The organism is Fibrella aquatica (assembly GCF_041321135.1).
GTDB lineage: Bacteria > Bacteroidota > Bacteroidia > Cytophagales > Spirosomataceae > Fibrella > Fibrella aquatica.
Genome location: NZ_JBGGWF010000018.1, coordinates 19,192 through 38,570, shown reverse-complemented (window position 1 = coordinate 38,570; position 19,379 = coordinate 19,192). Strand labels below are relative to the sequence as shown.

Annotated in this window: 20 protein-coding genes; 12 read left to right on the top strand and 8 right to left on the bottom strand. The window is 52.0% G+C overall.

Going from position 1 to position 19,379, the window contains the following annotated elements; all coding sequences use genetic code 11:
* Positions 1–32: 32 nt before the first annotated feature.
* Entirely contained in the window at positions 33–962 is a 930-nt protein-coding gene (gene mdh / locus ACAW87_RS24730) for a malate dehydrogenase (protein ID WP_370726342.1), read from the bottom strand.
* A gap of 132 nt (positions 963–1,094) precedes the next feature.
* On the opposite strand from mdh, the gene ACAW87_RS24725 reads away from it, so the two are divergent.
* Entirely contained in the window at positions 1,095–1,742 is a 648-nt protein-coding gene (locus tag ACAW87_RS24725) for a peptidoglycan DD-metalloendopeptidase family protein (protein WP_370726341.1), read from the top strand.
* A gap of 83 nt (positions 1,743–1,825) precedes the next feature.
* Here ACAW87_RS24725 and ACAW87_RS24720 read toward each other — a convergent pair whose 3' ends face one another.
* Positions 1,826–3,013, bottom strand: coding sequence for a phosphoglycerate kinase (locus ACAW87_RS24720; protein WP_370726340.1), 1,188 nt, complete (start codon positions 3,011–3,013; stop codon positions 1,826–1,828).
* A gap of 139 nt (positions 3,014–3,152) precedes the next feature.
* Here ACAW87_RS24720 and ACAW87_RS24715 point away from each other — a divergent pair, with 139 nt between their 5' ends.
* Positions 3,153–3,539 (top strand): nuclear transport factor 2 family protein, encoded by a 387-nt coding sequence (locus tag ACAW87_RS24715; RefSeq protein WP_370726339.1) that lies wholly within the window; start codon positions 3,153–3,155, stop codon positions 3,537–3,539.
* Positions 3,540–3,719: 180 nt separating this feature from the next.
* Here the strand turns inward: ACAW87_RS24715 and ACAW87_RS24710 are convergent, their stop codons facing one another.
* The 3 genes from ACAW87_RS24710 to ACAW87_RS24700 all read right to left on the bottom strand — a co-directional run bounded on the left by ACAW87_RS24710 (position 3,720) and on the right by ACAW87_RS24700 (position 7,157).
* Complete coding sequence (locus ACAW87_RS24710; RefSeq protein ID WP_370726338.1) at positions 3,720–4,808, bottom strand: acyltransferase family protein; 1,089 nt, start codon at positions 4,806–4,808, stop codon at positions 3,720–3,722.
* Between the two features lie 199 nt (positions 4,809–5,007).
* Complete coding sequence (locus ACAW87_RS24705) at positions 5,008–6,186, bottom strand: hypothetical protein (RefSeq protein WP_370726337.1); 1,179 nt, start codon at positions 6,184–6,186, stop codon at positions 5,008–5,010.
* 5 nt (positions 6,187–6,191) lie between these two features.
* The gene (locus ACAW87_RS24700; RefSeq protein ID WP_370726336.1) at positions 6,192–7,157 is read right to left on the bottom strand and encodes a DUF2157 domain-containing protein; all 966 of its coding nucleotides are present in this window, start codon (positions 7,155–7,157) and stop codon (positions 6,192–6,194) included.
* 136 nt (positions 7,158–7,293) lie between these two features.
* Here ACAW87_RS24700 and ACAW87_RS24695 point away from each other — a divergent pair, with 136 nt between their 5' ends.
* The 3 genes from ACAW87_RS24695 to ACAW87_RS24685 all read left to right on the top strand — a co-directional run bounded on the left by ACAW87_RS24695 (position 7,294) and on the right by ACAW87_RS24685 (position 9,910).
* A complete protein-coding gene (locus ACAW87_RS24695; RefSeq protein ID WP_370726335.1) occupies positions 7,294–8,976 on the top strand; it encodes a VRR-NUC domain-containing protein in 1,683 nt (560 codons plus the stop codon).
* Positions 8,977–9,010: 34 nt separating this feature from the next.
* Positions 9,011–9,367, top strand: a complete 357-nt coding sequence (locus ACAW87_RS24690) for a helix-turn-helix domain-containing protein (RefSeq protein WP_370726334.1) — start codon at positions 9,011–9,013, stop codon at positions 9,365–9,367.
* Between the two features lie 135 nt (positions 9,368–9,502).
* The gene (locus ACAW87_RS24685; RefSeq protein WP_370726333.1) at positions 9,503–9,910 is read left to right on the top strand and encodes a PaaI family thioesterase; all 408 of its coding nucleotides are present in this window, start codon (positions 9,503–9,505) and stop codon (positions 9,908–9,910) included.
* Between the two features lie 110 nt (positions 9,911–10,020).
* Here the strand turns inward: ACAW87_RS24685 and ACAW87_RS24680 are convergent, their stop codons facing one another.
* Together ACAW87_RS24680 and ACAW87_RS24675 are read right to left on the bottom strand one after the other, a co-directional pair.
* Complete coding sequence (locus tag ACAW87_RS24680) at positions 10,021–10,764, bottom strand: class I SAM-dependent methyltransferase (protein WP_370726332.1); 744 nt, start codon at positions 10,762–10,764, stop codon at positions 10,021–10,023.
* Between the two features lie 10 nt (positions 10,765–10,774).
* Positions 10,775–11,662, bottom strand: coding sequence for a cation diffusion facilitator family transporter (locus ACAW87_RS24675; protein ID WP_370726331.1), 888 nt, complete (start codon positions 11,660–11,662; stop codon positions 10,775–10,777).
* 53 nt (positions 11,663–11,715) lie between these two features.
* Between ACAW87_RS24675 and ACAW87_RS24670 the strand changes: the two genes are divergently transcribed.
* On the top strand, positions 11,716–11,997 hold the full coding sequence (locus tag ACAW87_RS24670; RefSeq protein ID WP_370726330.1) for a hypothetical protein: 282 nt from the start codon (positions 11,716–11,718) through the stop codon (positions 11,995–11,997).
* A 61-nt stretch (positions 11,998–12,058) separates the two neighbouring features.
* Here ACAW87_RS24670 and ACAW87_RS24665 read toward each other — a convergent pair whose 3' ends face one another.
* Positions 12,059–13,171, bottom strand: coding sequence for an alpha/beta hydrolase (locus ACAW87_RS24665; RefSeq protein ID WP_370726329.1), 1,113 nt, complete (start codon positions 13,169–13,171; stop codon positions 12,059–12,061).
* Between the two features lie 183 nt (positions 13,172–13,354).
* Here ACAW87_RS24665 and ACAW87_RS24660 point away from each other — a divergent pair, with 183 nt between their 5' ends.
* The 6 genes from ACAW87_RS24660 to ACAW87_RS24635 all read left to right on the top strand — a co-directional run bounded on the left by ACAW87_RS24660 (position 13,355) and on the right by ACAW87_RS24635 (position 19,367).
* Complete coding sequence (locus ACAW87_RS24660) at positions 13,355–13,741, top strand: hypothetical protein (protein ID WP_370726328.1); 387 nt, start codon at positions 13,355–13,357, stop codon at positions 13,739–13,741.
* A gap of 137 nt (positions 13,742–13,878) precedes the next feature.
* Positions 13,879–16,212: a TonB-dependent receptor gene (locus ACAW87_RS24655; RefSeq protein WP_370726327.1), complete on the top strand. Its 2,334-nt coding sequence runs from the start codon at positions 13,879–13,881 to the stop codon at positions 16,210–16,212.
* A gap of 14 nt (positions 16,213–16,226) precedes the next feature.
* On the top strand, positions 16,227–16,409 hold the full coding sequence (locus tag ACAW87_RS24650; protein WP_370726326.1) for a hypothetical protein: 183 nt from the start codon (positions 16,227–16,229) through the stop codon (positions 16,407–16,409).
* Between the two features lie 86 nt (positions 16,410–16,495).
* Positions 16,496–17,323: an MbnP family protein gene (locus ACAW87_RS24645; protein WP_370726325.1), complete on the top strand. Its 828-nt coding sequence runs from the start codon at positions 16,496–16,498 to the stop codon at positions 17,321–17,323.
* Between the two features lie 45 nt (positions 17,324–17,368).
* Entirely contained in the window at positions 17,369–18,418 is a 1,050-nt protein-coding gene (locus ACAW87_RS24640; protein WP_370726324.1) for a cytochrome-c peroxidase, read from the top strand.
* 34 nt (positions 18,419–18,452) lie between these two features.
* Positions 18,453–19,367: a hypothetical protein gene (locus tag ACAW87_RS24635; protein WP_370726323.1), complete on the top strand. Its 915-nt coding sequence runs from the start codon at positions 18,453–18,455 to the stop codon at positions 19,365–19,367.
* Positions 19,368–19,379: the final 12 nt, after the last annotated feature.

Below are 19,379 nucleotides of genomic sequence, written 5' to 3'. Positions count from 1 at the left end.
TCTCTTGCTTCTCTTCTCTCAATTCTTAACTCCTATAGCGTCTTCAGCACTTCGTTCATATTCCGCACGGCTTCGGCCGATTTGTTGAACGTAGCCTGCTCGTCGTCGGTCAGTTTATAGTCGATAATTTGCTCCCAGCCGGTTTTTCCAATCACTACCGGAACACCCAAACAAATGTCGGATTGGCCATATTCACCTTCCAGCGCTACGCAGCAAGGGAAAATGTGTTTCTGGTCGCGAACAATGCTTTCTACCAGCTCGGCCACAGCCGCACCTGGTGCATACCAGGCTGACGTACCGATCAATTTGGTCAGTGTAGCGCCTCCTACCATCGTATCGGCCGCTACTTTCTGAAGCGTTTCTTCATCGAGGAACTGACTCACCGGCACGCCGTTACGGGTAGCCAGGCGCGTGAGCGGGATCATGGTCGTATCGCCGTGACCGCCGATTACAGCCCCGTGAATGTCGTTGGGTGGGCAATCCATGGCCAGCGACAGGTACGTTTTGAAGCGGGCCGAGTCGAGAATACCACCCATACCGATGATCCGGTTTTTGGGCAGACCCGATGCCTGAAGCGCTAGTTGGGTCATGGTATCCATCGGGTTCGACACGATGATAATGATGGCCTCGGGCGAGTATTTCAGAATGTTTTCGGTTACGCCTTTTACAATGTTGGCGTTGGTACCGATCAGGTCTTCGCGGGTCATGCCTGGCTTACGCGGAATGCCCGATGTGATAACCACAACACCAGAACCGGCTGTTTTGGCGTAATCGTTGGTGCTGCCGGTTATTTTGGTATCGAAACCACAAAGCGTGGCCGTCTGGAACATATCCAGGGCTTTGCCTTCGCTAAGACCTTCTTTGATATCGAGCAATACGACCTCTTCGGCCAGTTCGCGACGGATAATGTTATCGGCACAGGTAGCCCCTACAGCGCCTGCTCCTACTACGGTAATTTTCATGCGAGAATCGGTTTTTAAAACGGGTAATGACGTTGGCCGTAAAGTTCAGGTACGTGACTGAGCAAAACAAGGAACTCGGGCCTACGTATCTGGTTAAGAACTATAGATTTCAGCAACATAAAGCGATACACCATGCGTTTACTACCCTTCGATTTTGCCCACGATCCGTACGTACTGCTCGACTTTACGGCACAAAACCCTGATTTGGCCAGCCTTGATTTAACCGATACAAGCACGTTCGCCAGGTACGTTGCCGACAAGCTACAGGCTGCGGGTGCCGTAATGGGGGTAGGCGGTTATGCCGAAGATCGGGTTATATACCGAGCCAGTGGCCATTTTACACCGACCGACGAGGAGCCCCGCACGATTCACCTTGGCGTTGATTTCTGGGCAGCAGCAGGTACGCCGGTATTTGCACCGGTCGACGGCATAGTGCACAGCTTTGCCGATAACGCCCGCTACGCCGATTACGGCCCTACGATCATTCTGGAGCACCAGACCGCATCGAAGGCCGTCAATGGCTTTCCGCGCTATAGCCTCTACGGGCACCTGTCGCGAACATCGCTGACGGATCTATACGAAGGAAAGGAATTTAAAGCGGGCGAAAAACTGGCCGAACTTGGCCCTTACCCTGAGAATGGCGATTGGCCGCCACATTTACATTTCCAGCTTATGCACGATATGCTGGGCCTACGGGGCGACTTTCCCGGCGTGTGTCGATTGTCGGAACGCGATTATTGGCTGGGGCTATGTCCTGACCCGAATCCATTTTTATTTTAGTTTGGTGTTTGACGTTGCGTTGCTAATCAACCGTATTGTGGACTAGCAGCGCAACATCAAACCCGAAACGTCAAATTCGAAACCTATTGAAGTGCCGCTACACCCGGCAGCACTTTGCCTTCCATGTATTCGAGCAGGGCACCACCGCCGGTCGACACGTAGCTGACTCGGTCGCCGTAGCCAGCGTTGTTGACAGCCGAGGCTGAGTCGCCGCCGCCGATGAGTGAAAACGCGCCGTTTTCTTCGGTGGCTTTCACCACCGCTTCGGCAATGGCGTTGGTACCTGTGGCAAAGTTCGGAAACTCGAATACGCCCATTGGGCCATTCCAGAGAATGGTTTTCGAGTTGGCCACAATCTCTTTGAACAACTCAACTGATTTCGGACCAATGTCTAGCCCTTCCCAACCGTCGGGAATCTGGCCGGTAGCTACTACCTGACTGTTGGCATCGTTTGAAAAGTCATCGGCGCAGACGTTATCGACCGGCATTACGATCTTCACGCCTTTGGCTTCGGCTTTTTTCAGAATTTCCAAAGCCAGATCCTGCTTATCGGCCTCGAGCAGTGATTTACCAATCTGTCCTCCTTGTGCTTTGGTAAACGTGTAAGTCATGCCGCCGCCGATGATGAGCGTATCCACCGTGTCGAGCAGGCGTTCGATGATCAGGATTTTGTCAGAGATCTTGGCACCGCCCATGATAGCCGTAAACGGACGCTCAGCATTGTTCAGCAACTTGTCGGCGTTTTCAATTTCAGCCAGCATCACGTACCCGCAAACACGATCCTGGAAAAACTGACCAACTACCGCCGTTGAGGCATGCGCACGGTGAGCCGTTCCGAAAGCGTCGTTTACCCAAACGTCACCCAGTTTCGATAGTTTTTCGGCAAACGCTACGTCACCTTTTTCTTCTTCTTTGTAGAAACGCAGGTTTTCGAGCAGCAATAGTTCGCCCGGTTGCAGACTGGCAGCCAAATCAGTAGCCGACTGACCAATGCAATCGTCAGCGAACTTTACTTCACGGCCAAATGTCTCCGACAACGTGGGAACCAGGTGTTTCAATGAATATTTCTCGGTTGGTCCATCCTTGGGACGGCCCAGGTGCGACATCATAATGGCAGAACCACCGTCGGCCAGAATCTTCTTGATGGTCGGAATGGTCGCTTTGATCCGGGTGTCGTCGGTGATGGCATAAGCTTTGTCGAGCGGCACGTTGAAGTCGACACGAACGAGGGCTTTCTTACCGGCAAAATTGTAGGAGTCTACGGTCTGCATAGAGCGTCGGAAGGTTATTTCTGGTTTGTATTACGGGTCAAAAGTACGCGAATCCAAACGTGGGGAGGTCAAGTGTGTGATAGTTTGGCTAAATTTCCCCTATTTCAGGGTTAAATTACCAAACCGAAGTTCCACCTGCATGACTGGTATTGAAGAAGCGAACGTACAAACAGTTATCGCTTACGTTGACGCATACAACCGCAAAGATATTGAGGGCATGATGGCCTGCCTGGCCGACGATGTCATTTTCGAGCATTTGACCAACGGTCATCCCACCATGAAACTGGCTGGGAAAACCGCTTTTCGCGAGCAGGCCGAGAAAGCGGCCCAACTATTTGCACAACGCGAACAGATCCTGCGCGACCGAACTATCGCCGATGACGTTATCAGCGTCAAAATCAACTTTACGGCTACGCTTGCCGTTGATTACAATGATCTGACCGCAGGCGAAACCGTCAACCTGCAGAGCCATTCTGTCTTTGTGCTAAAAGACTATTTGATCAGAAAGCTTATCGATATTCAGTAGCTTATAAAACAATCTTCACAGCCTTGTCTGTTTGGCAGTTGCCGCTGATGGACTCGTCTTTTACCTGTTAGAATAGCTAACTTCTGTTCAGGAGTAGAGCCGTATCAGCCCCCTTATAGTGGCCTGATGGGCCTATGTTGCCTTCTAGAGACAGACAACGTACCTGCCTCAACTCACCGGTTAGGTAGTCTTCAGCTTTCGGGGAAAGAAATAGTTCGTCAAGCTGTCTGTCAATGGTTTTTCTACAAATCGATACATGAGCAGGCTGGCTGCCGTACACATGATAACGAGAAACAAAATATACAGATCGGCACTGAGGTTAAGCTCCAGAATAGTTCTACGTCCGAAACTGATGAGCAATCCGTGCAGTAAATAGTTCGAATAAGACGCGTCGCCAATTCGGATCAGTAAAGAGGGAATAGCTAATGAATAGGCCCGTTCCAGTAACGTGCAACCCAGGAGAAATAACGAGCAGGGAATGCCCCAAAAAATACTCCGCAAAAAGGCCAAATAATTGCTGGATGTCACAGAACCCGCTTCTGATATTTCGCCGTAATTCCAAAAAATCGACGAAAGCATAGTCAAAATCCCAAGACTAAAAGTCACCATTCCGAATCTGGCTGAATTGGAATTTGTCTTAATTAAGTCATACAGTATACCGCAACCTATGCCCAACGCGAATTCAATCAAAAGCGGGCTGGTCAGAAATTGTAGAATCACAACAGGGGAATCATAAAGTGTACCCAGCAAGGCCAATAATAGAAGTAGAAGGAGCGCAATTAATTTTATTTCTCTAGCTTGAAATACTAATAAAATTACAACAATTGAGTAAAAGTACACTTCGTAACTCAACGACCAGCCAACACCTATAACCGGAAATTCAAACGCTGATTCGAAAATAGGAAAGAACAGCACCGTTTTAACAAAGGTAGCCGCCCTGATTGGGTACGTTCTGATAGTCAGTATTGTAGCAACAATAGAGAGCCCCCAATAGAGAGGAATTATCCGTAGGATACGCTTGTAAGCAAAGACTTTCCAGCCATCTTCCTGTCTGTAGGAATAAATAATTCTGGTTACTATAAATCCACTTATTACAAAAAATAAATCAAGCCCGATAGAACCCCAGTTTTCGAGATAGAAAAAGTCTAATTGTGTGGATGTACTAAAAATAGTCATTGACGAGTCTATGGCATGCGTATATACAACCAATACAACAGCAATAGCTCTTAGCCCTTGAATAGAATCAATTTTCTGAAGCGTTTTGACCATAAATTGGTAGCTATAATGAATTACCAGCCGAACCGGTTGCCATTTAATGCGAAAACTAACTTGCTTCCAGAATACGTGTTTACAAAGATTAACTATTAAACCTATAGGGTTTGTATTAATAATAGCCAATGGAACGTTATTACTGACACATCTTGATATCAGTCTATTTAAAAATTTAATCGTTCTAGTTTCCTTTCAATCAATAGTTTTCGCCAGCACCACCCCCACTAAAGTCTCCACCACCAAAGCGGGGACCAGTTGGGTGATTTTGGGCATTGGCTGTCCCCTGCAGCGTGGTTACCAAGCCTACATGACGCAGCAATTCGAGGGGCGGTTCTTCATCAATTGCATCGATGAAACCATATTTTGGTGTACTCAGATAACGAATGAAGCCGATAGCCAGGCCAATTATTGTGCTGCCAAGCATAGCCAGTACAACCGACAAAGGCCACGTTCCCAGATAATGGTTTACAGTAGCCACAGCAGCCACCACACCAACAGCGGCCACCATTAGTAACATCCGGTTTCGCCGCCGAAAGCCAAGGACCCCATACAGAAGCGGAATAACAAACGTAGTGGTCCAGAATAAGCCTCGTAACGCAATCTCGGGCGATAGAACACTCCGGGTTTCCAGTAATACGGCGTTTAACTCACGAACGGCATAGTAATTTCCGGCCGCCATACCAACCAATAAAGATACCCAACGGGTCAGCGTTAGTCCATCGGCATAATACACCGCCATATCCATCGACCGACCCAGCCAGGTAACCAAACCAAAGAGGCCCGCCGACGTACCAATGAGCACAAAAGGCAACGCCGATCTTCCCCAACTAAGATCAAGTAATCCATCGAAAATAGCGCCGTAAAAAGCTGTCAGCGCAAAATAGGTCAAGATGGTATCGCCGGTGTAGATGATATAGGCCAGCAGGATTGGCAGGGCAATCAGGCAGACCTCCCAAAAGGGCGGAAATACATCGTTGCGTTGAAAAAAGAGCAGTACCAGCCCCCACACTGCCGATAAAGCCGATACCAGCCACAAGGCATTATCGATACCATTGCGGTAAAACTGATTGGATCGAATAGACAATACAGCCGCAGCAAATGTGCCCGCCGCCATAATCAGCGATACCAGCCCCGAACCCCGGGAATCTATATCAAGCGTGATACTAACAAGGCCGTACAGCGCCAATGCAGCCAGTAACGTAAAAACGAACGAGCCAATTTCAAGGGCCGCACCCGTTTGCTTGAATCGAATCGGATAGGCGTCCCTAATTACGCTGACCTGCTGATCGGAGAGTATCTGTTGGGCGTGCCAGCGGTCGGCTTGTTGACGAATGTCCCGTTCTTTGAGCCAGTCAAGATTATATGCTTTTATCATCAGGTCTATTTGCGATACGTCTTGGTTAGGTAGATAACGGCACCCGCGCCCGTAGCGATAAAGTAGATCAGGTATACTTCGGTGGGGTAGTTCAGACCGTCGAGTAGTTGGAACAAGAGCAGGTACGTTATGCCGATATAGCCATAGACAACGCCCATCAGCCGGTAAAGAAATACGCCTTCCCAACGAGACAGCCACCAGTCGTAGGCTACACAAACGGCAAATAGCGGCAGGGCGTACAGCCACCGCCTTCCTTCGAAATTGAACACGCCCGCCAGCAGCGCCAGCAAGAGCAGGTTACCCGCAAAGGTCAGCAGCGTATTGGTAAAGTGGGCTTTGATACGCCGTTGTTGCAAAAAAAGCGCAGCTCCAATAAGCAACGTACCCAGCCCAATGGCAGCCAGTACAGTTGGTTCATCGAAAAAATTAGTCTTTAGCCGCAGCTCGAGCGGACGTACGGTGACGCCCACCCATGACGCCAGTGCGGTAAGGCCCATGCCTAGCACGCCCCGATGATCGAACCGGTAGGCCAGCGCTAGAAACAGCATCGCGGGCATGAACGTAGCAAGTCCGTATCGGGTGCCAAACACATTGAACTGGTACTGCGCATAGCCTTCCAGCGATAAAAACAGCAGACAGGCCATCAACAAGGCGTAATCACCAAACGTCGATCTGTTCCGTGCCTGCTCGTTAGAAAGTGGGGGGCGGTTTTGCCAGGCGTACACAAAGGCCGCTGCACACAGCGCCGCTATACCGCCCACAATGGCTACGTCGCCAATATCGTCGTAATGTTCGTAAATCAGCAAGCCTAAACCACCAGTCAGGAGCAGGATGCCAACATACAGCGCGGCGCGCAGTTCGTGGTGCAGCGAAACCGGGCGTTTACGCTCAAAATCAGCCAGTGCGTCGGCCTGTTCAGCGCCCAGCAGCTTCCGCTCTTTCAGCACCGCCAACACATCAAATGGGGACATAAACGGGGGGATAATTGTTCTATTTTAGGAAGCGTTTGTGGTTTGTCGTCTGTGGTTTGTAGTTGCGCTGCTTAGGTTAAAGACGGTAAGCAAAGCAGCGCAACTACAAACCACAGACGACAAACCACAAACTACTATGAATCAAAAAGTCATTCTCACTCCCCGCTATTACTGGCACAACTTCAGGTACGTGCTCGACTTTGTGCGGCGGCTCTACGGTGGGCTGCTCAACGAAGCGGAGACCGATTTCCTGGATCGATTCGATGCTTTAAGTACCGATGCGCAATGTCTGTATGTGCGGGTCAGTAATCGCAAAGGTGTATTCTTTCGGGTCAATAAACTGAATTATCGCGAAATAACCGATTTGCCGGTAGCCGTTGGCGAACTACTGAATGCAGGCTTCATCGAAAGGATACAGACTCGCCACGGCGGCATGGGACACGAAGCCCTCGACGTATTTACAAAATCCGATCTGCTCGATCTGCTGCCGCTCGAACCCGACGAACTACGGGCGCTGAAACAGCTCAAGAAAGAAGAGGTGGTTCGCTATGCGCTGAACGAACTGGATTTTGGCGAGATCGTCACCAGCCTCACTACCCGCGAAACGGTGGTGAAGGTCAATTTCGAGGCGGAGGTGATGATGGTGAAGTTCCTGTTCTTCGGCAATCGCGGCTCCGACATGACCGATTTCGTGATGCGCGACATGGGCATGATGAATTTCGAGCAGCACGACGAAAGTAAGATGACTGCCCGATTCCAAACCCGCAAGGAGGTGGAAGACAAGCTGTTGATTTCACTGACAAACGAAGCTTTTTACGAGCAAAAAGAAGCCGAAACACCACCAGAAGCCATTTATAACTGGTTTCTGAACTGGAACGAAACCCGCCCTGAACTCGCCCCAATCGCTTTTCCGGGCTACCAAAAACTGGTTTGTCGGGTTGGCGCTTACCTGGAACGGCAAAAACTCCCCGATCAGGCGTTGGCAGTCTACGAATTGTCGGATCGGGTACCGGCCCGCGAACGCCGGGTACGTTTGCTAGTCAAAAATGGACTGGTCGATGAGGCGCTGGCCTTGATTGACGAGATTGCCATAACGCCCCAAAACGCCGAAGAGCGATATTTTGCGCAGGATTTCCGGGAAAAGATTCTGGGGACCGCCGCCAAGAAACGTACCCGGAAAGCCACCACCCGCTTTTTGTCTGACGCCGAAAGCCTCGACATTCCGGCGGCCTACCGGCACCATGTGGAGGCGGGCGTGATGAATCACTATCTGGAAACGGGCTACGACGCGGCCTTCACCGAAAACTATCCCTGGCGCGGTCTGTTCGGGCTGGTGTTCTGGGATGTGATCTACGATGCCAACGTGGCCGCTATTCATCACCCGTTGCAACGCGCCCCGTCGGACTTTTACCTCCCTGATTTCTACATCCGCCGCGAAGAGCTATTGAAGAAACGGCTGGCCGAGCTCACCACTAAAGACGACTGGCGGAGACACGTGGGACGAACTTACAATGCCAAATACGGCATCACCAACGTGCTGGTAGACTGGAACGATGAACTGCTGGGTTTGGTGAATCAGTTAATCGCGGTGCTCGACGTGGAGCAGTTACGGCTGATTTTGCTGGAGATGGCCCGCAATGTACGCGAACACACCCGCGGTTTCCCCGATTTACTTGTCTGGAACGAAGCCGGTGAGTACAGTTTCGTGGAGGTCAAATCGCCTACTGATCACCTCGGCCCGCAGCAACTCCACTGGCTCGAATACTTCCAGACCATCGGCGTCCACGGAAAAGTCGTGCGCGTGATTTGGGCGATGTGATAAGTGACGTTTCTACCATTCAATAGACTAATCAATGACACTTAAAACGATAAAATCGGAGCAAGAGTACGACACAATGATGGCTTGGATCGACGGGCAATTCGATCAGAAAGTGAAGCCGGATAGTCCAGAGGGAGAGGCGTTGCAGGTCGCTTTACTTTTGATTAAATCATACGAGGATCAGCATTATCCCATACCCTCTCCTGACCCAATCGAGGCTATTCGGCTCAAAATGGCTGAGAAAGGCATTCACAATAAGGACTTTGTGGGTAAGTTGGGTAGCAAAAGTTATGTGTCAGCCGTACTCAACCGACGCAAACCGCTGACGCTCACAATGGCCAAGTTCTTTTATAAGGAATTAGGCATTCCAGCCAGTGTATTATTGACATAAACACCATCATAAGAGCGCAGTACGTTGACAAAACCAGCAACCTATCTTACACATCCATTTATGAGGCGGGTTCAGTAGATACGTTCGGCAACAAATTCCTCTCGGCTGTTGTAAATTGGCCTGAAATCGCTCTTTATGGAAATCCCGGAAGGCTTCGAGCCTATTTTTCGTACCAGCCCGTTTCTGGAAACGGCTGGCCCCCTCTATAGTCAACAGGTTGGTGATGAACTAATCATCGGCATGATGGTGCTCGACAAGCACGTAAACGGTCGTGGCCTTACGCATACCGGCGTGTACACGACCCTGGCCGACGTCGCCATGAGCTACGCCGCCGCGTTCTCTCAAAAACCGCCCGTACCACTCGTTACCGTTAGTCTTTCTACCGATTTTGTGGGCAACTCCAAAGTAGGCGACTGGCTGGAAGTACATACCGACATTCAGCATATTGGCGACGCCGTTGCCTTCGTCAACGCCTTTATCATGAAAGATGATGAGCGCGTTGTCCGCGTGAGCGCGGTATTCAACGTGCAGAAGAAAAAGTAGAGGAACGTCATTCGCTATGCGTCATTTAGTGGTCATTCATCGTTTTGCGACTAATGACAATGAATGACAACCTAATGAGGCGTAGCGAATGATCACTAAATGACAGTTCCCTACCCCCTCCGCCCAAGCCGCAGGAAGATCGGGAAACGGACCTCGCGGTGGCCGGGGCCCCACAGGCGGCGAAAGTCACTATCGAATTGGTCGATGGGGTCGTAGCCGTGTTGTTTCCGAAACGCCTGCACCGCCGACCAGGTACGCAGGTAATTCATGTACCATTCCACCAGCCATTCGCGGCGGGCGGTGATGTGGGTACGTTGCACGTCGGCGAACTCAAAAGGCAGGTTGGCGTATTCGGTTTCAATGTGCCGTCGCTGCGGGTCCCAGAAGGGGCCGACCACGTCGCGGTAGATAGACCGCACCAGGGCATCGATCGGCGCATTGACTTCATTGAGTCCGTAGCCCCATTCGGCAATGATGCCCTTTGGTTTCAGCACCCGCTTTACTTCGGCATGAAACGCAGGTACGTCGAACCAGTGCAGGGCCTGCCCTACCGTTACCAGATCAAAGCTTTCGTTGGCAAAAGGTGCGGATTCGGCGGTGGCCACCTGGTAATTGATGTTGGGTCGTTGGACGGCATTGGCTAGCTGATGCTCGCTCAGGTCGGTTGCTTCGATCTGCTCAAAGTAATTGGCCAGTGCCCCCGCCGCCTGCCCATTACCCGTCGCACAGTCCCAGGCGGCCTGCCGGTCAGGTACGTAGGTAAGCACGTAGTCGTACAAGTCGCCGGGGTAATCGATGCGGTAACGGGCATAGTCGGCGGCGTGCCCCGAGAAGCGGTCGAGAGGAATAGCCATCAGGCAGTGTTTAATCCGTATTTATTTCCAGGGTCGCGTGGTCGATGCCGAGGTGTTCCAGCTCGTGGCGCACTTCTTTTTTCACGATCACGATCTGGTTTTTTGTCAGGTCCGGTGCAACGGTCAGGTGGGCGGTGAGGGCGTTTTCGGTGGTGCTCATAGCCCAGATATGGACATGGTCGACAGACCGGACGCCCGGCACAGCGGCAACGATTTTCTGCACCTCGGCCAACTCAATGCCAACGGGTACGCCATCGAGCGTTAGTCGGAGGCTATCGGAGAGGAGGCTCCACGTACCTGATAAAATAACCAGCGCCACTACGATACCAATCGCCGGATCGAGCCAGATCCAGCCGGTGTACCCGATCAGCAGGCCCGACGCCACCACACCTACCGATACCAGTGCGTCGGTCAGCAGGTGCAGGTAGGCCCCTTTCATGTTAAGATCATGGTCTTTTTGCCGAAAAAACAGTAGAGCCGACCCTGCATTGACAAGTATGCCAAGCCCGGCAACCCACGCCACCACATTGCCCGCAACGGGTTCGGGATGGCGAAACCGCTGAATACTTTCGATCAGAATACCACCCACAGCCAGTAGCAACAGCACAGCGTTAATGAGCGAAGCCAGTACCGTACTTTTCCGAAGCCCGTACGTAAACCGCTGATTCGACTTGACACGCGCTAGCCGAAATGCCAGCAACGACAGTAGCAGCGTAGCCACATCCGACAGGTTATGCCCGGCGTCGGCCACCAGCGCCAGTGATTTGGTTTGCAGGCCCATCACGAATTCTAGCACGACATACGCACTATTTAGTACCACACCAAGCAACAGCGTGCGGGTTATGGTTGTTACTCTAGGCGTATGGGCGTGCGAATGATCGTGCGCGTGATTGTGCATTCGTGTATCTTTAGTCGGCAAGTCTACAAAGCAACGCAGTATTTCAAGAGGTGATGAAAAAATCGATAAAAACCTATGTTACACCCGACGGACGCATTGTGAGCTGGCGCTGGTTTCGGGTTCCGGCTGTACTCTGGCTCATTGTAGTAGGGTCTATCCTCACCGCGCTAACGCTCGTGGTTCGGATTGGCTACCTGCTGGCCCGACAAGGCCCTATTCAGCCCGGCGACGATTTTAATCTCACTGTTTTCACATTCCTGCTCAGTGGCGCGGGGGCGCTGGTGTTTAGCCTGGTCATTTACCTACTGGCGAAACCGGAAGAGCCAGATATATAACAAAAAAGGTAGCGCTGCCAGAGCAGAACTACCTTTCGTGGGATTTAGGAATTAAAAAAAGCTACTTCGCGAAGGTTGCTTTCAACTGCTGAGCGGCAAAATCCTGGGCTCGTCCAGCTTGCCCAATTACAGCTTCAAGTCCGAAGAATTCGTGCGTTGTTCCGGGGTATAACTGATAAGTTGTGGGCACACCTACGCTCTGAAATTTATCGGCCAGCGATTTACCTTCCGTTTGTAGCGGGTCAATTTCAGCACCAATAATCGTAGCGGGTGGCAAACCTGTCAGATCAGCCACATCGACCAGCGAAATCAGGCGATTGTCTCCATCACTCATGGCGGTAAAATAGTTGGTCGTAAAATACACGATACCCGCCCGGTTGAGCGGTTGCGCATTGGCGTATTGATTATACGATGCCGTGTTCAGGTTATTATCGGCCACCGGATAGACCAGCAACTGATGTACGGGCAACGCAACACCCCGCTCTTTAGCCAACAGTGATACCCCAACGGCCATGTTCCCCCCAGCGCTTTCGCCTGCTACGGCAATCTTGGCCGGGTTACCGCCAATGGCAGCGGTGTTGTTACGTACCCAGACATAGGCCGAATACGCATCTTCGTGCGCCGCCGGAAACTTCGCTTCGGGCGACAGACGATAATCGACCGAAACCACCACAGCACCTACTTTCTCAGCCAGTGCCTTACACGATGGCTCGTACTGATTCAGACTTCCGATTACCCAGCCTCCGCCGTGGTAAAATACAATTACCGGAAAGCCACCCGCTACGCTGGCACTGGTTGGCGTATAGATCCGCAACAGCGTACCATCGGGTGCCGCACTTGGAATAACCCGCTGGCTGACAGACACATTACGCTCAGGCACCTGAATGTCATTTTTCTTCAGCAGCGTTTTCATCGCATCGGTTGGCGATGGCGTCATTCGGGCCTGTCGTGGAGTCAGGGTAGGTAAAGGCGGTGTTCCGAAGGCCAGGAGCTGCTCAATAACCGCCTGGTTTTGCGGGTCGATAGTTGGGCCCCACTCGGGTTTGGTACCGGTTGGCTGAATACCCGTACCATCGGCAGGTGAGGCATCGTTGTCTTTACAAGCCGCAAAGGACAGCCCGGTTAGCAGCAGCAAGCCATAGGCCGCCACTGATACGCATGATCGTTTGTTCATAAAATAGTTGGATAAACTATGCCGAATAACTACGCCTATATCTCTATTGTTTTAATAGATTATATCTTGGCATAAGTCGTCGACAAGCGAGCATTTTCTTCTGTCCGTTGAAAAAATGTACACTGTATTTTCTAAGGCGACGTGTAATCTTGCCTACATTTGCCGTCAGTATTCAGCTCATCTATGGTCCGCCAATTTCTGACATACACGCTCATCGCTTCCCTGCTGCTGCAATTGTTCAGCCGTGAAGCGATTGTGATGTCGTTTGAGTTGAACCGGGAGTTCATTGCCAAAACCCTTTGCGAAAACCGCGATCGTCCCCAGCTTAATTGCGACGGGCAATGCTATCTGGCCAAAAAGCTGAAAGCACAACACGATCGCGAAGACCGCGAAACCACCGAGCGCATCCAGAACATGCCCGTATTGACCCTGTTCTGCGCTGATTTATTTTCATTCGCCTTTGCTGACGTCCCCGGAGACGCAACGTCCGGCCTCCCGACCTCGTACTACCAGCAATCGCCTTATGCCGCGCCGTTGCACGGTATTTTTCAGCCCCCCCGCATCGGGTAAGCACATCTCGTAGTGGCAGTTGGCGATCTCATGCGCCTGACTATGTCTGTACGGTCGAAGCAACGACCTGACTGATTACTGCTATTCTCAACTGTTGTCTTACCCAACCGGACCTATCTGGTCCGACCCAATTTTCCATGCATTCATTTTTCGGTATCCTCCTGGGGCTGCTTGTCAGCGCAGGGGTGATGGCTCAGTCTGTTGTGACGGGCCAGGTGTACGACGCCCAAACCAAAGAACCGCTGCCCGGCGCTACCCTATCATGGGCCGATGGCAAAGCAGGCGTAACGACCGACGCCAACGGTCATTTTCCAGTAACGAATACCGCGACAACTATTACTGTGTCGGCGGTTGGTTACCGGCAGCGTGAGGTCACGCTCGAACCAGGCAAACCCGTTCGAATTTCGCTCGAACCCGCTATCGAAGACCTTCAGACGGTGGTGGTAACGGGCAACCGTGAAGCAGCGCTACGTACCCAGACGCCCATTGCCATTTCCAAATTGTCGCCCCGGCTTATCGAGGAAACCAAGCCTACGAGTATCTACGAAGCCATCAACAAAACGCCGGGCGTGCTGATGGTCAACCTCAATAACGAGCAGCACTCGATGGCCATTCGCCAGCCGATGACCACGAATGCTTACTTTCTGTACCTGGAAGATGGCGTACCAATCCGGCCAATGGGCGTGTTCAACCACAACGCCCTACTCGAAATGAACCAGTTTACGGTCAGTTCTATCGAAGTGGTAAAAGGCCCGGTTTCATCTATCTACGGGCCGGAGGCAGTAGGCGGTGCGGTCAATTTCATTACACAGCGGCCAACGGCCGTGCCAACAGCACGTATTGGCATTCAGGCCGACCAGTGGGGATATCAGCGGCTCCACTTCGGGGCGGGTGCCCGGCAAGGTAAGTTCGGCATCTATCTGGGTGGGCTGATTTCCCGGCAGCGCGACTCGTGGCTGGCCAGCTCCGACTACGATAAGTCGTCGTATTTTGCCCGGCTCGAATACGCGTTCACACCCAAAACCCGACTCACAGGTACGGTATCGTACAACGATTACGACTCACAGACTAGCGGTAGTGTGGATAGCACGGCTTTTTTCGCCCGGCAATACGTGAGCACCACTGGATTCACCTATCGCAAAACGGTCTCGTTCCGCAGCCGCCTTACGCTTGAGCATGATTGGCAAAACGGCTCTCAATCATTCGTGACGGCTTTCGTTCGGGACAACAGCGTGGGGCAGAACCCGGCCTATTCTATTCGGTGGACAAGCGGTTCAGCCACCGCAACGGGGCAGATCAACAGCAACGATTTTAAAAGCTACGGTGCCATTGCCCAACACACGCAACGGCTGATTTTTCTGAACAGCAAACTCACCGTTGGCGGTACCGTTGACATCTCGCCAAACACGTACTACGCCTATCAGACCGAGATGGCGGCCGAGTTACGGGCCGACAAAAAGTCGGTGATCAAGTACACGCTCCTGCGCGAACGACCCGACCTTCAATTGGCTAACTATCAGGCGCATATTCACAATACAGCCGCCTACGCACAGTACGACTTCGAGCCGATTCGTAAACTACGGGTATCAGCAGGCCTGCGCTACGACCGAATGGCGTTCGACTACACTAATGCGCTCGACAAAGCATCGGGCGAGAAAATATACAGTCAAACAACCCCAAAAATCGGGGCAACTTACGACCTCGGTAGTGGCAAAGGCCTGTACGCCAACTACGCTAAAGGCTTCGCTCCTCCGGCGCTCACGGCTATTTTCGTAAAACGCACCACGCCAACCCCATCCGGTGACCTGTTTTACTACAACCTGCAACCCGCCAAATTCGACAACATGGAAATTGGAGGTTGGGCTTCACTGCTGAACAACAAGGTGTACATCGATGCAGCCTTGTACCAGATGAACGGCACTAACGAACTGCTCAATATCCGCCAGCCCGACAACTCGACCGACTACCAATCGGCCGGAAAAACTCTGCATCGAGGCATAGAAATTGGCCTGACCTACCGTCCATCGAAGCAGTTGTTCTTCCGGGCGGGTGGCACCCACGCCATTCACCAGTTTGTTGAATTCACGCTGAGTCAGCGCGCGACCGATGCTGTACAGAATGTCAATGGGAAAGACATGCCGTCGGCCCCGCGCACGATCTGGAACACCGAGATCAGCTATTACCCGGTGTGGCTAAAGGGCTTCCGGTCGTCGGTAGAATGGCAGCACGTTGCGGGCTGGTACCAGAACCAGATAAACACGGTACGGTATGGTGGGTACGATTTTGCCAACGTTCGGCTAGGGTATGAGTGGAAAGGCATCGAGCTGTATACCAATGTATTGAACGTCACCGACGCCCTCTTCGCTAGCAACGCCACACGCGGCAACAACGCGACCGACCGCACCACCTTCACGCCAGCCGCACCCCGCACCTTCGTACTCGGATTACAATACAGCTTTTCAGGAAAATAAACAGCCAAAACGGTATGCTGACCAATCGTCATCTGCACCAATTGCTGACAGGCACAGGCGTCTGCTTACCCGATCGGCTGGCATGGTTCGAGCGGGAAGAGGTCATTTGGAGTGCCCTTTTTCTGGTCCATAGCCTTCTCTTAGTCGGTCTGCTGGTCATGATTTCGCCCCTTTCGGCGGGCGTGGCCAATAACTAGGCTCGCTTGTTTCGCTATTTCGGTCAGGCAATAGCCGAGCCTTACTCACTCAAATCTTTACCAATCAATTGTTTACCGACAAAACCATGTTTACCAATAAAGTTTTCTCAGCGCTTTCTATCGCCGCTTTAGTTGTCACGTTTTCATCCTGCAAGAAAACAGAAGTCGATGTCATCGACCCGAATGCGAAGAATACGGTTTCCCTTGAGTTCGATAACCGGGTGGGTGGTCAGAAATTAGTACTAGGTACACCTTCGTATAAAAACGCGGCGGGTGAAACCTTCGCCCTGACTACGTTCAACTACTTCATCAGCAATGTGTCGCTGAAAAACGAAAACGGCACGGTCGTCAAATTCCCCAATCAGTATTTCCTGATTCGCCAAACCGACACGCAATCACTGGTTGCCGCTTTAAGCAACGTACCTGCGGGCAATTACACCGAACTCTCCTTTATGGTAGGCGTCGACAGTCTAAAAAGTGTAGGCGGTGCCGGTGAGCGGACAGGCGTGCTGGACCCTACCAGCTACGGCACCGACGGTATGTACTGGTCGTGGAACTCGGGCTACATCTTCGCCAAAATAGAAGGTACGTCATCGGCTGTTCCAACAACGGTTAGCCCAACACAAGCCTTTGCTATCCACGTTGGTGGCTACGGCGGCGGCTGGAATGGCGGAGCTAAAACGGTGAGCAACCTGCGCACAGTAACACTTCCGTTGGCAAACAGCGCCACCGTTCGCGGTGACATTGCGCCTGACATTCACCTGTTTGTCGATGCGAAACAAATATTCGACGGACCTACGAAAATCAGTCTCGCCAAAACGAACAGCGTCCACAGCCCGGCGGCAGCCACGCCTATTGCCGACAATTACAAGACCATGTTCCAGGTCGATCACGTACACAACGACAAGCAGTAACCCGTAAATGGCGGTCCGGCACAAACGTCGGACCGCCCAAACTTTATGAAGACCTCGCCACCACGCTTCTTTATTGGTTTGTTAGTCGGCCTAAGTGTCGGGGTAAGTGGCTGTCAGTCTACTGTAGAAGACGCCCGGCCGGAGGTGCAATTTGCCGTACCAGCCAATTTTCCCGCACCGGTTTACGCCCTCGACCAAAACCAGCCCACCAAAGCGGGCGTATTACTGGGGCGTGCTTTGTTTTACGATGGTAACCTCTCCCGCGATGGGTCCATTGCCTGTGCAGAATGTCACAATCAGGCCTATGCGTTTACCCACCATCAACACGATGTCAGCCATGGAATAAACGACCGGGTAGGCACGCGTAACTCCATGCCGCTTCAGAATTTGGCCTGGGAAACCAGCTTTTTTTGGGACGGTGGGGTACATAACCTCGATTTAGTGTCCATTGCGCCCATCGAGAACCCCGTTGAAATGGATGAACAGTCGGCCAACGTGATTGCCAAACTTCGGAAAAACCCCAGATACCCAGCGATGTTTAAAGCGGCGTTCGGTACCGAAGAGATCAACGGGCCGCGCTTTTTACAGGCGCTGTCGCAGTTTATGCTCACGCTAGTATCGGGTAATTCACGCTACGACAAATGGGCCCGAAAAGAACCGGGCGGCATCCTGACCGACGACGAGCAGGCTGGCCTGGCGCTGGTTCGAGCCAAGTGCAATGGTTGTCACGGAGGCGAACTGTTTACCGACAATAGTTTCCGCAACAATGGGCTGTTTATTCAGGGAAGCAAAGACCTGGGCCGGGCTCATGTTACCGAACGAGCCGAAGATCGTTACCGGTTCAAAGTGCCCAGCCTGCGCAACATCGAGAAAACGCTGCCCTACATGCACGATGGACGCTTCTATTCGCTCGAAGCCGTACTCGATCATTACGCTGACAATGTGCAGCCTACGGAAAATCTGGATCGGCAACTGCAACAAAATGGCCGACTGGGTATCGCCCTGACCGCGACCGAGAAAAAACAGATTATCCAGTTCCTTAAAACGCTGACCGACGAGCAGTTCCTCCGCGATCCGCGCTTTGTTGAGCCCTAATTATAACAGACCGTTTTGGCGGTCACTGTCAACGATGAAAAAGACGTACCTGGTTTCGCTTTTCTTCCTGTTCCTGACTTTACCCGGTCTGGCCTGTGACCTCTGCGGTTGCAGCAACAGCGGTTCATTTTTCGGTATCCTGCCACAGGGGCACCGGGGTTTTGCGGGCGTACGGTATCGGCATGCCTCGTTCAATTCGCACATGACCAGCGTCAATCTGAAAAGCCACGAGCTATTCCGGACAGCCGAACTGTGGGGACGCTTTTACCCCATCAAGCGGGTACAGGTATTAGCTTTCGTGCCGTATCAGTTTAGCCAACAAACACTGCTCAAATCAGGCACCGTAACCCCGTTACAGGGACTCAGCGACGTGTCCGCGCTTGTGCAGTATAACCTGCTCAATACGTTTATGGACGATTCGGTAGTGCATAAAGTGAACCACAACCTGCTGGTCGGCGGTGGTGTTAAGCTGCCTACGGGCCGTTATAAATACGACGAGAATAGCCTCACCGACGTAGCTAATCCCAATTTTCAGCTTGGTACCGGTAGCACCGACTGGATGGTGAATGCCATTTACACTGCCCGCTACAACAACTGGGGTGCCAACGCCGACGTGTCGTACCGAATCACCACGACCAACTCGAACGGATACCGTTTCGGCAATCGATTAACTACATCGGCTTCGGTCTTTTATCTCACGGGCTCCGGCAAGTACTCGCTCATGCCCAATGCGGGCGTATTTGTTGAGCAGGGTGGCTACGACCGGCGAGACGGGGTGGTGAACAAACAAACAGGCGGCTACGCAACGTACCTGAATTTGGGCACCGAGGCTTATCTGGGCAAAGTATCGCTTGGCGTAAGCTATCGCCATCCAATTTCACAGAACCTGTCGGCTGGCGAACTACTGGCTGACGATCAGTTGAATACACATATAACGTTTATGTTTTAACCAGCCAACTGC

Coding starts and splice junctions, on each gene's coding strand:
- mdh (WP_370726342.1), bottom strand. CDS start 962: ATGAAAATTACCGTAGTAGGAGCAGGCGCTGTAGGGGCTACCTGTGCC.
- ACAW87_RS24725 (WP_370726341.1), top strand. CDS start 1,095: ATGCGTTTACTACCCTTCGATTTTGCCCACGATCCGTACGTACTGCTC.
- ACAW87_RS24720 (WP_370726340.1), bottom strand. CDS start 3,013: ATGCAGACCGTAGACTCCTACAATTTTGCCGGTAAGAAAGCCCTCGTT.
- ACAW87_RS24715 (WP_370726339.1), top strand. CDS start 3,153: ATGACTGGTATTGAAGAAGCGAACGTACAAACAGTTATCGCTTACGTT.
- ACAW87_RS24710 (WP_370726338.1), bottom strand. CDS start 4,808: ATGGTCAAAACGCTTCAGAAAATTGATTCTATTCAAGGGCTAAGAGCT.
- ACAW87_RS24705 (WP_370726337.1), bottom strand. CDS start 6,186: ATGATAAAAGCATATAATCTTGACTGGCTCAAAGAACGGGACATTCGT.
- ACAW87_RS24700 (WP_370726336.1), bottom strand. CDS start 7,157: ATGTCCCCATTTGATGTGTTGGCGGTGCTGAAAGAGCGGAAGCTGCTG.
- ACAW87_RS24695 (WP_370726335.1), top strand. CDS start 7,294: ATGAATCAAAAAGTCATTCTCACTCCCCGCTATTACTGGCACAACTTC.
- ACAW87_RS24690 (WP_370726334.1), top strand. CDS start 9,011: ATGACACTTAAAACGATAAAATCGGAGCAAGAGTACGACACAATGATG.
- ACAW87_RS24685 (WP_370726333.1), top strand. CDS start 9,503: ATGGAAATCCCGGAAGGCTTCGAGCCTATTTTTCGTACCAGCCCGTTT.
- ACAW87_RS24680 (WP_370726332.1), bottom strand. CDS start 10,764: ATGGCTATTCCTCTCGACCGCTTCTCGGGGCACGCCGCCGACTATGCC.
- ACAW87_RS24675 (WP_370726331.1), bottom strand. CDS start 11,662: ATGCACAATCACGCGCACGATCATTCGCACGCCCATACGCCTAGAGTA.
- ACAW87_RS24670 (WP_370726330.1), top strand. CDS start 11,716: ATGAAAAAATCGATAAAAACCTATGTTACACCCGACGGACGCATTGTG.
- ACAW87_RS24665 (WP_370726329.1), bottom strand. CDS start 13,171: ATGAACAAACGATCATGCGTATCAGTGGCGGCCTATGGCTTGCTGCTG.
- ACAW87_RS24660 (WP_370726328.1), top strand. CDS start 13,355: ATGGTCCGCCAATTTCTGACATACACGCTCATCGCTTCCCTGCTGCTG.
- ACAW87_RS24655 (WP_370726327.1), top strand. CDS start 13,879: ATGCATTCATTTTTCGGTATCCTCCTGGGGCTGCTTGTCAGCGCAGGG.
- ACAW87_RS24650 (WP_370726326.1), top strand. CDS start 16,227: ATGCTGACCAATCGTCATCTGCACCAATTGCTGACAGGCACAGGCGTC.
- ACAW87_RS24645 (WP_370726325.1), top strand. CDS start 16,496: ATGTTTACCAATAAAGTTTTCTCAGCGCTTTCTATCGCCGCTTTAGTT.
- ACAW87_RS24640 (WP_370726324.1), top strand. CDS start 17,369: ATGAAGACCTCGCCACCACGCTTCTTTATTGGTTTGTTAGTCGGCCTA.
- ACAW87_RS24635 (WP_370726323.1), top strand. CDS start 18,453: ATGAAAAAGACGTACCTGGTTTCGCTTTTCTTCCTGTTCCTGACTTTA.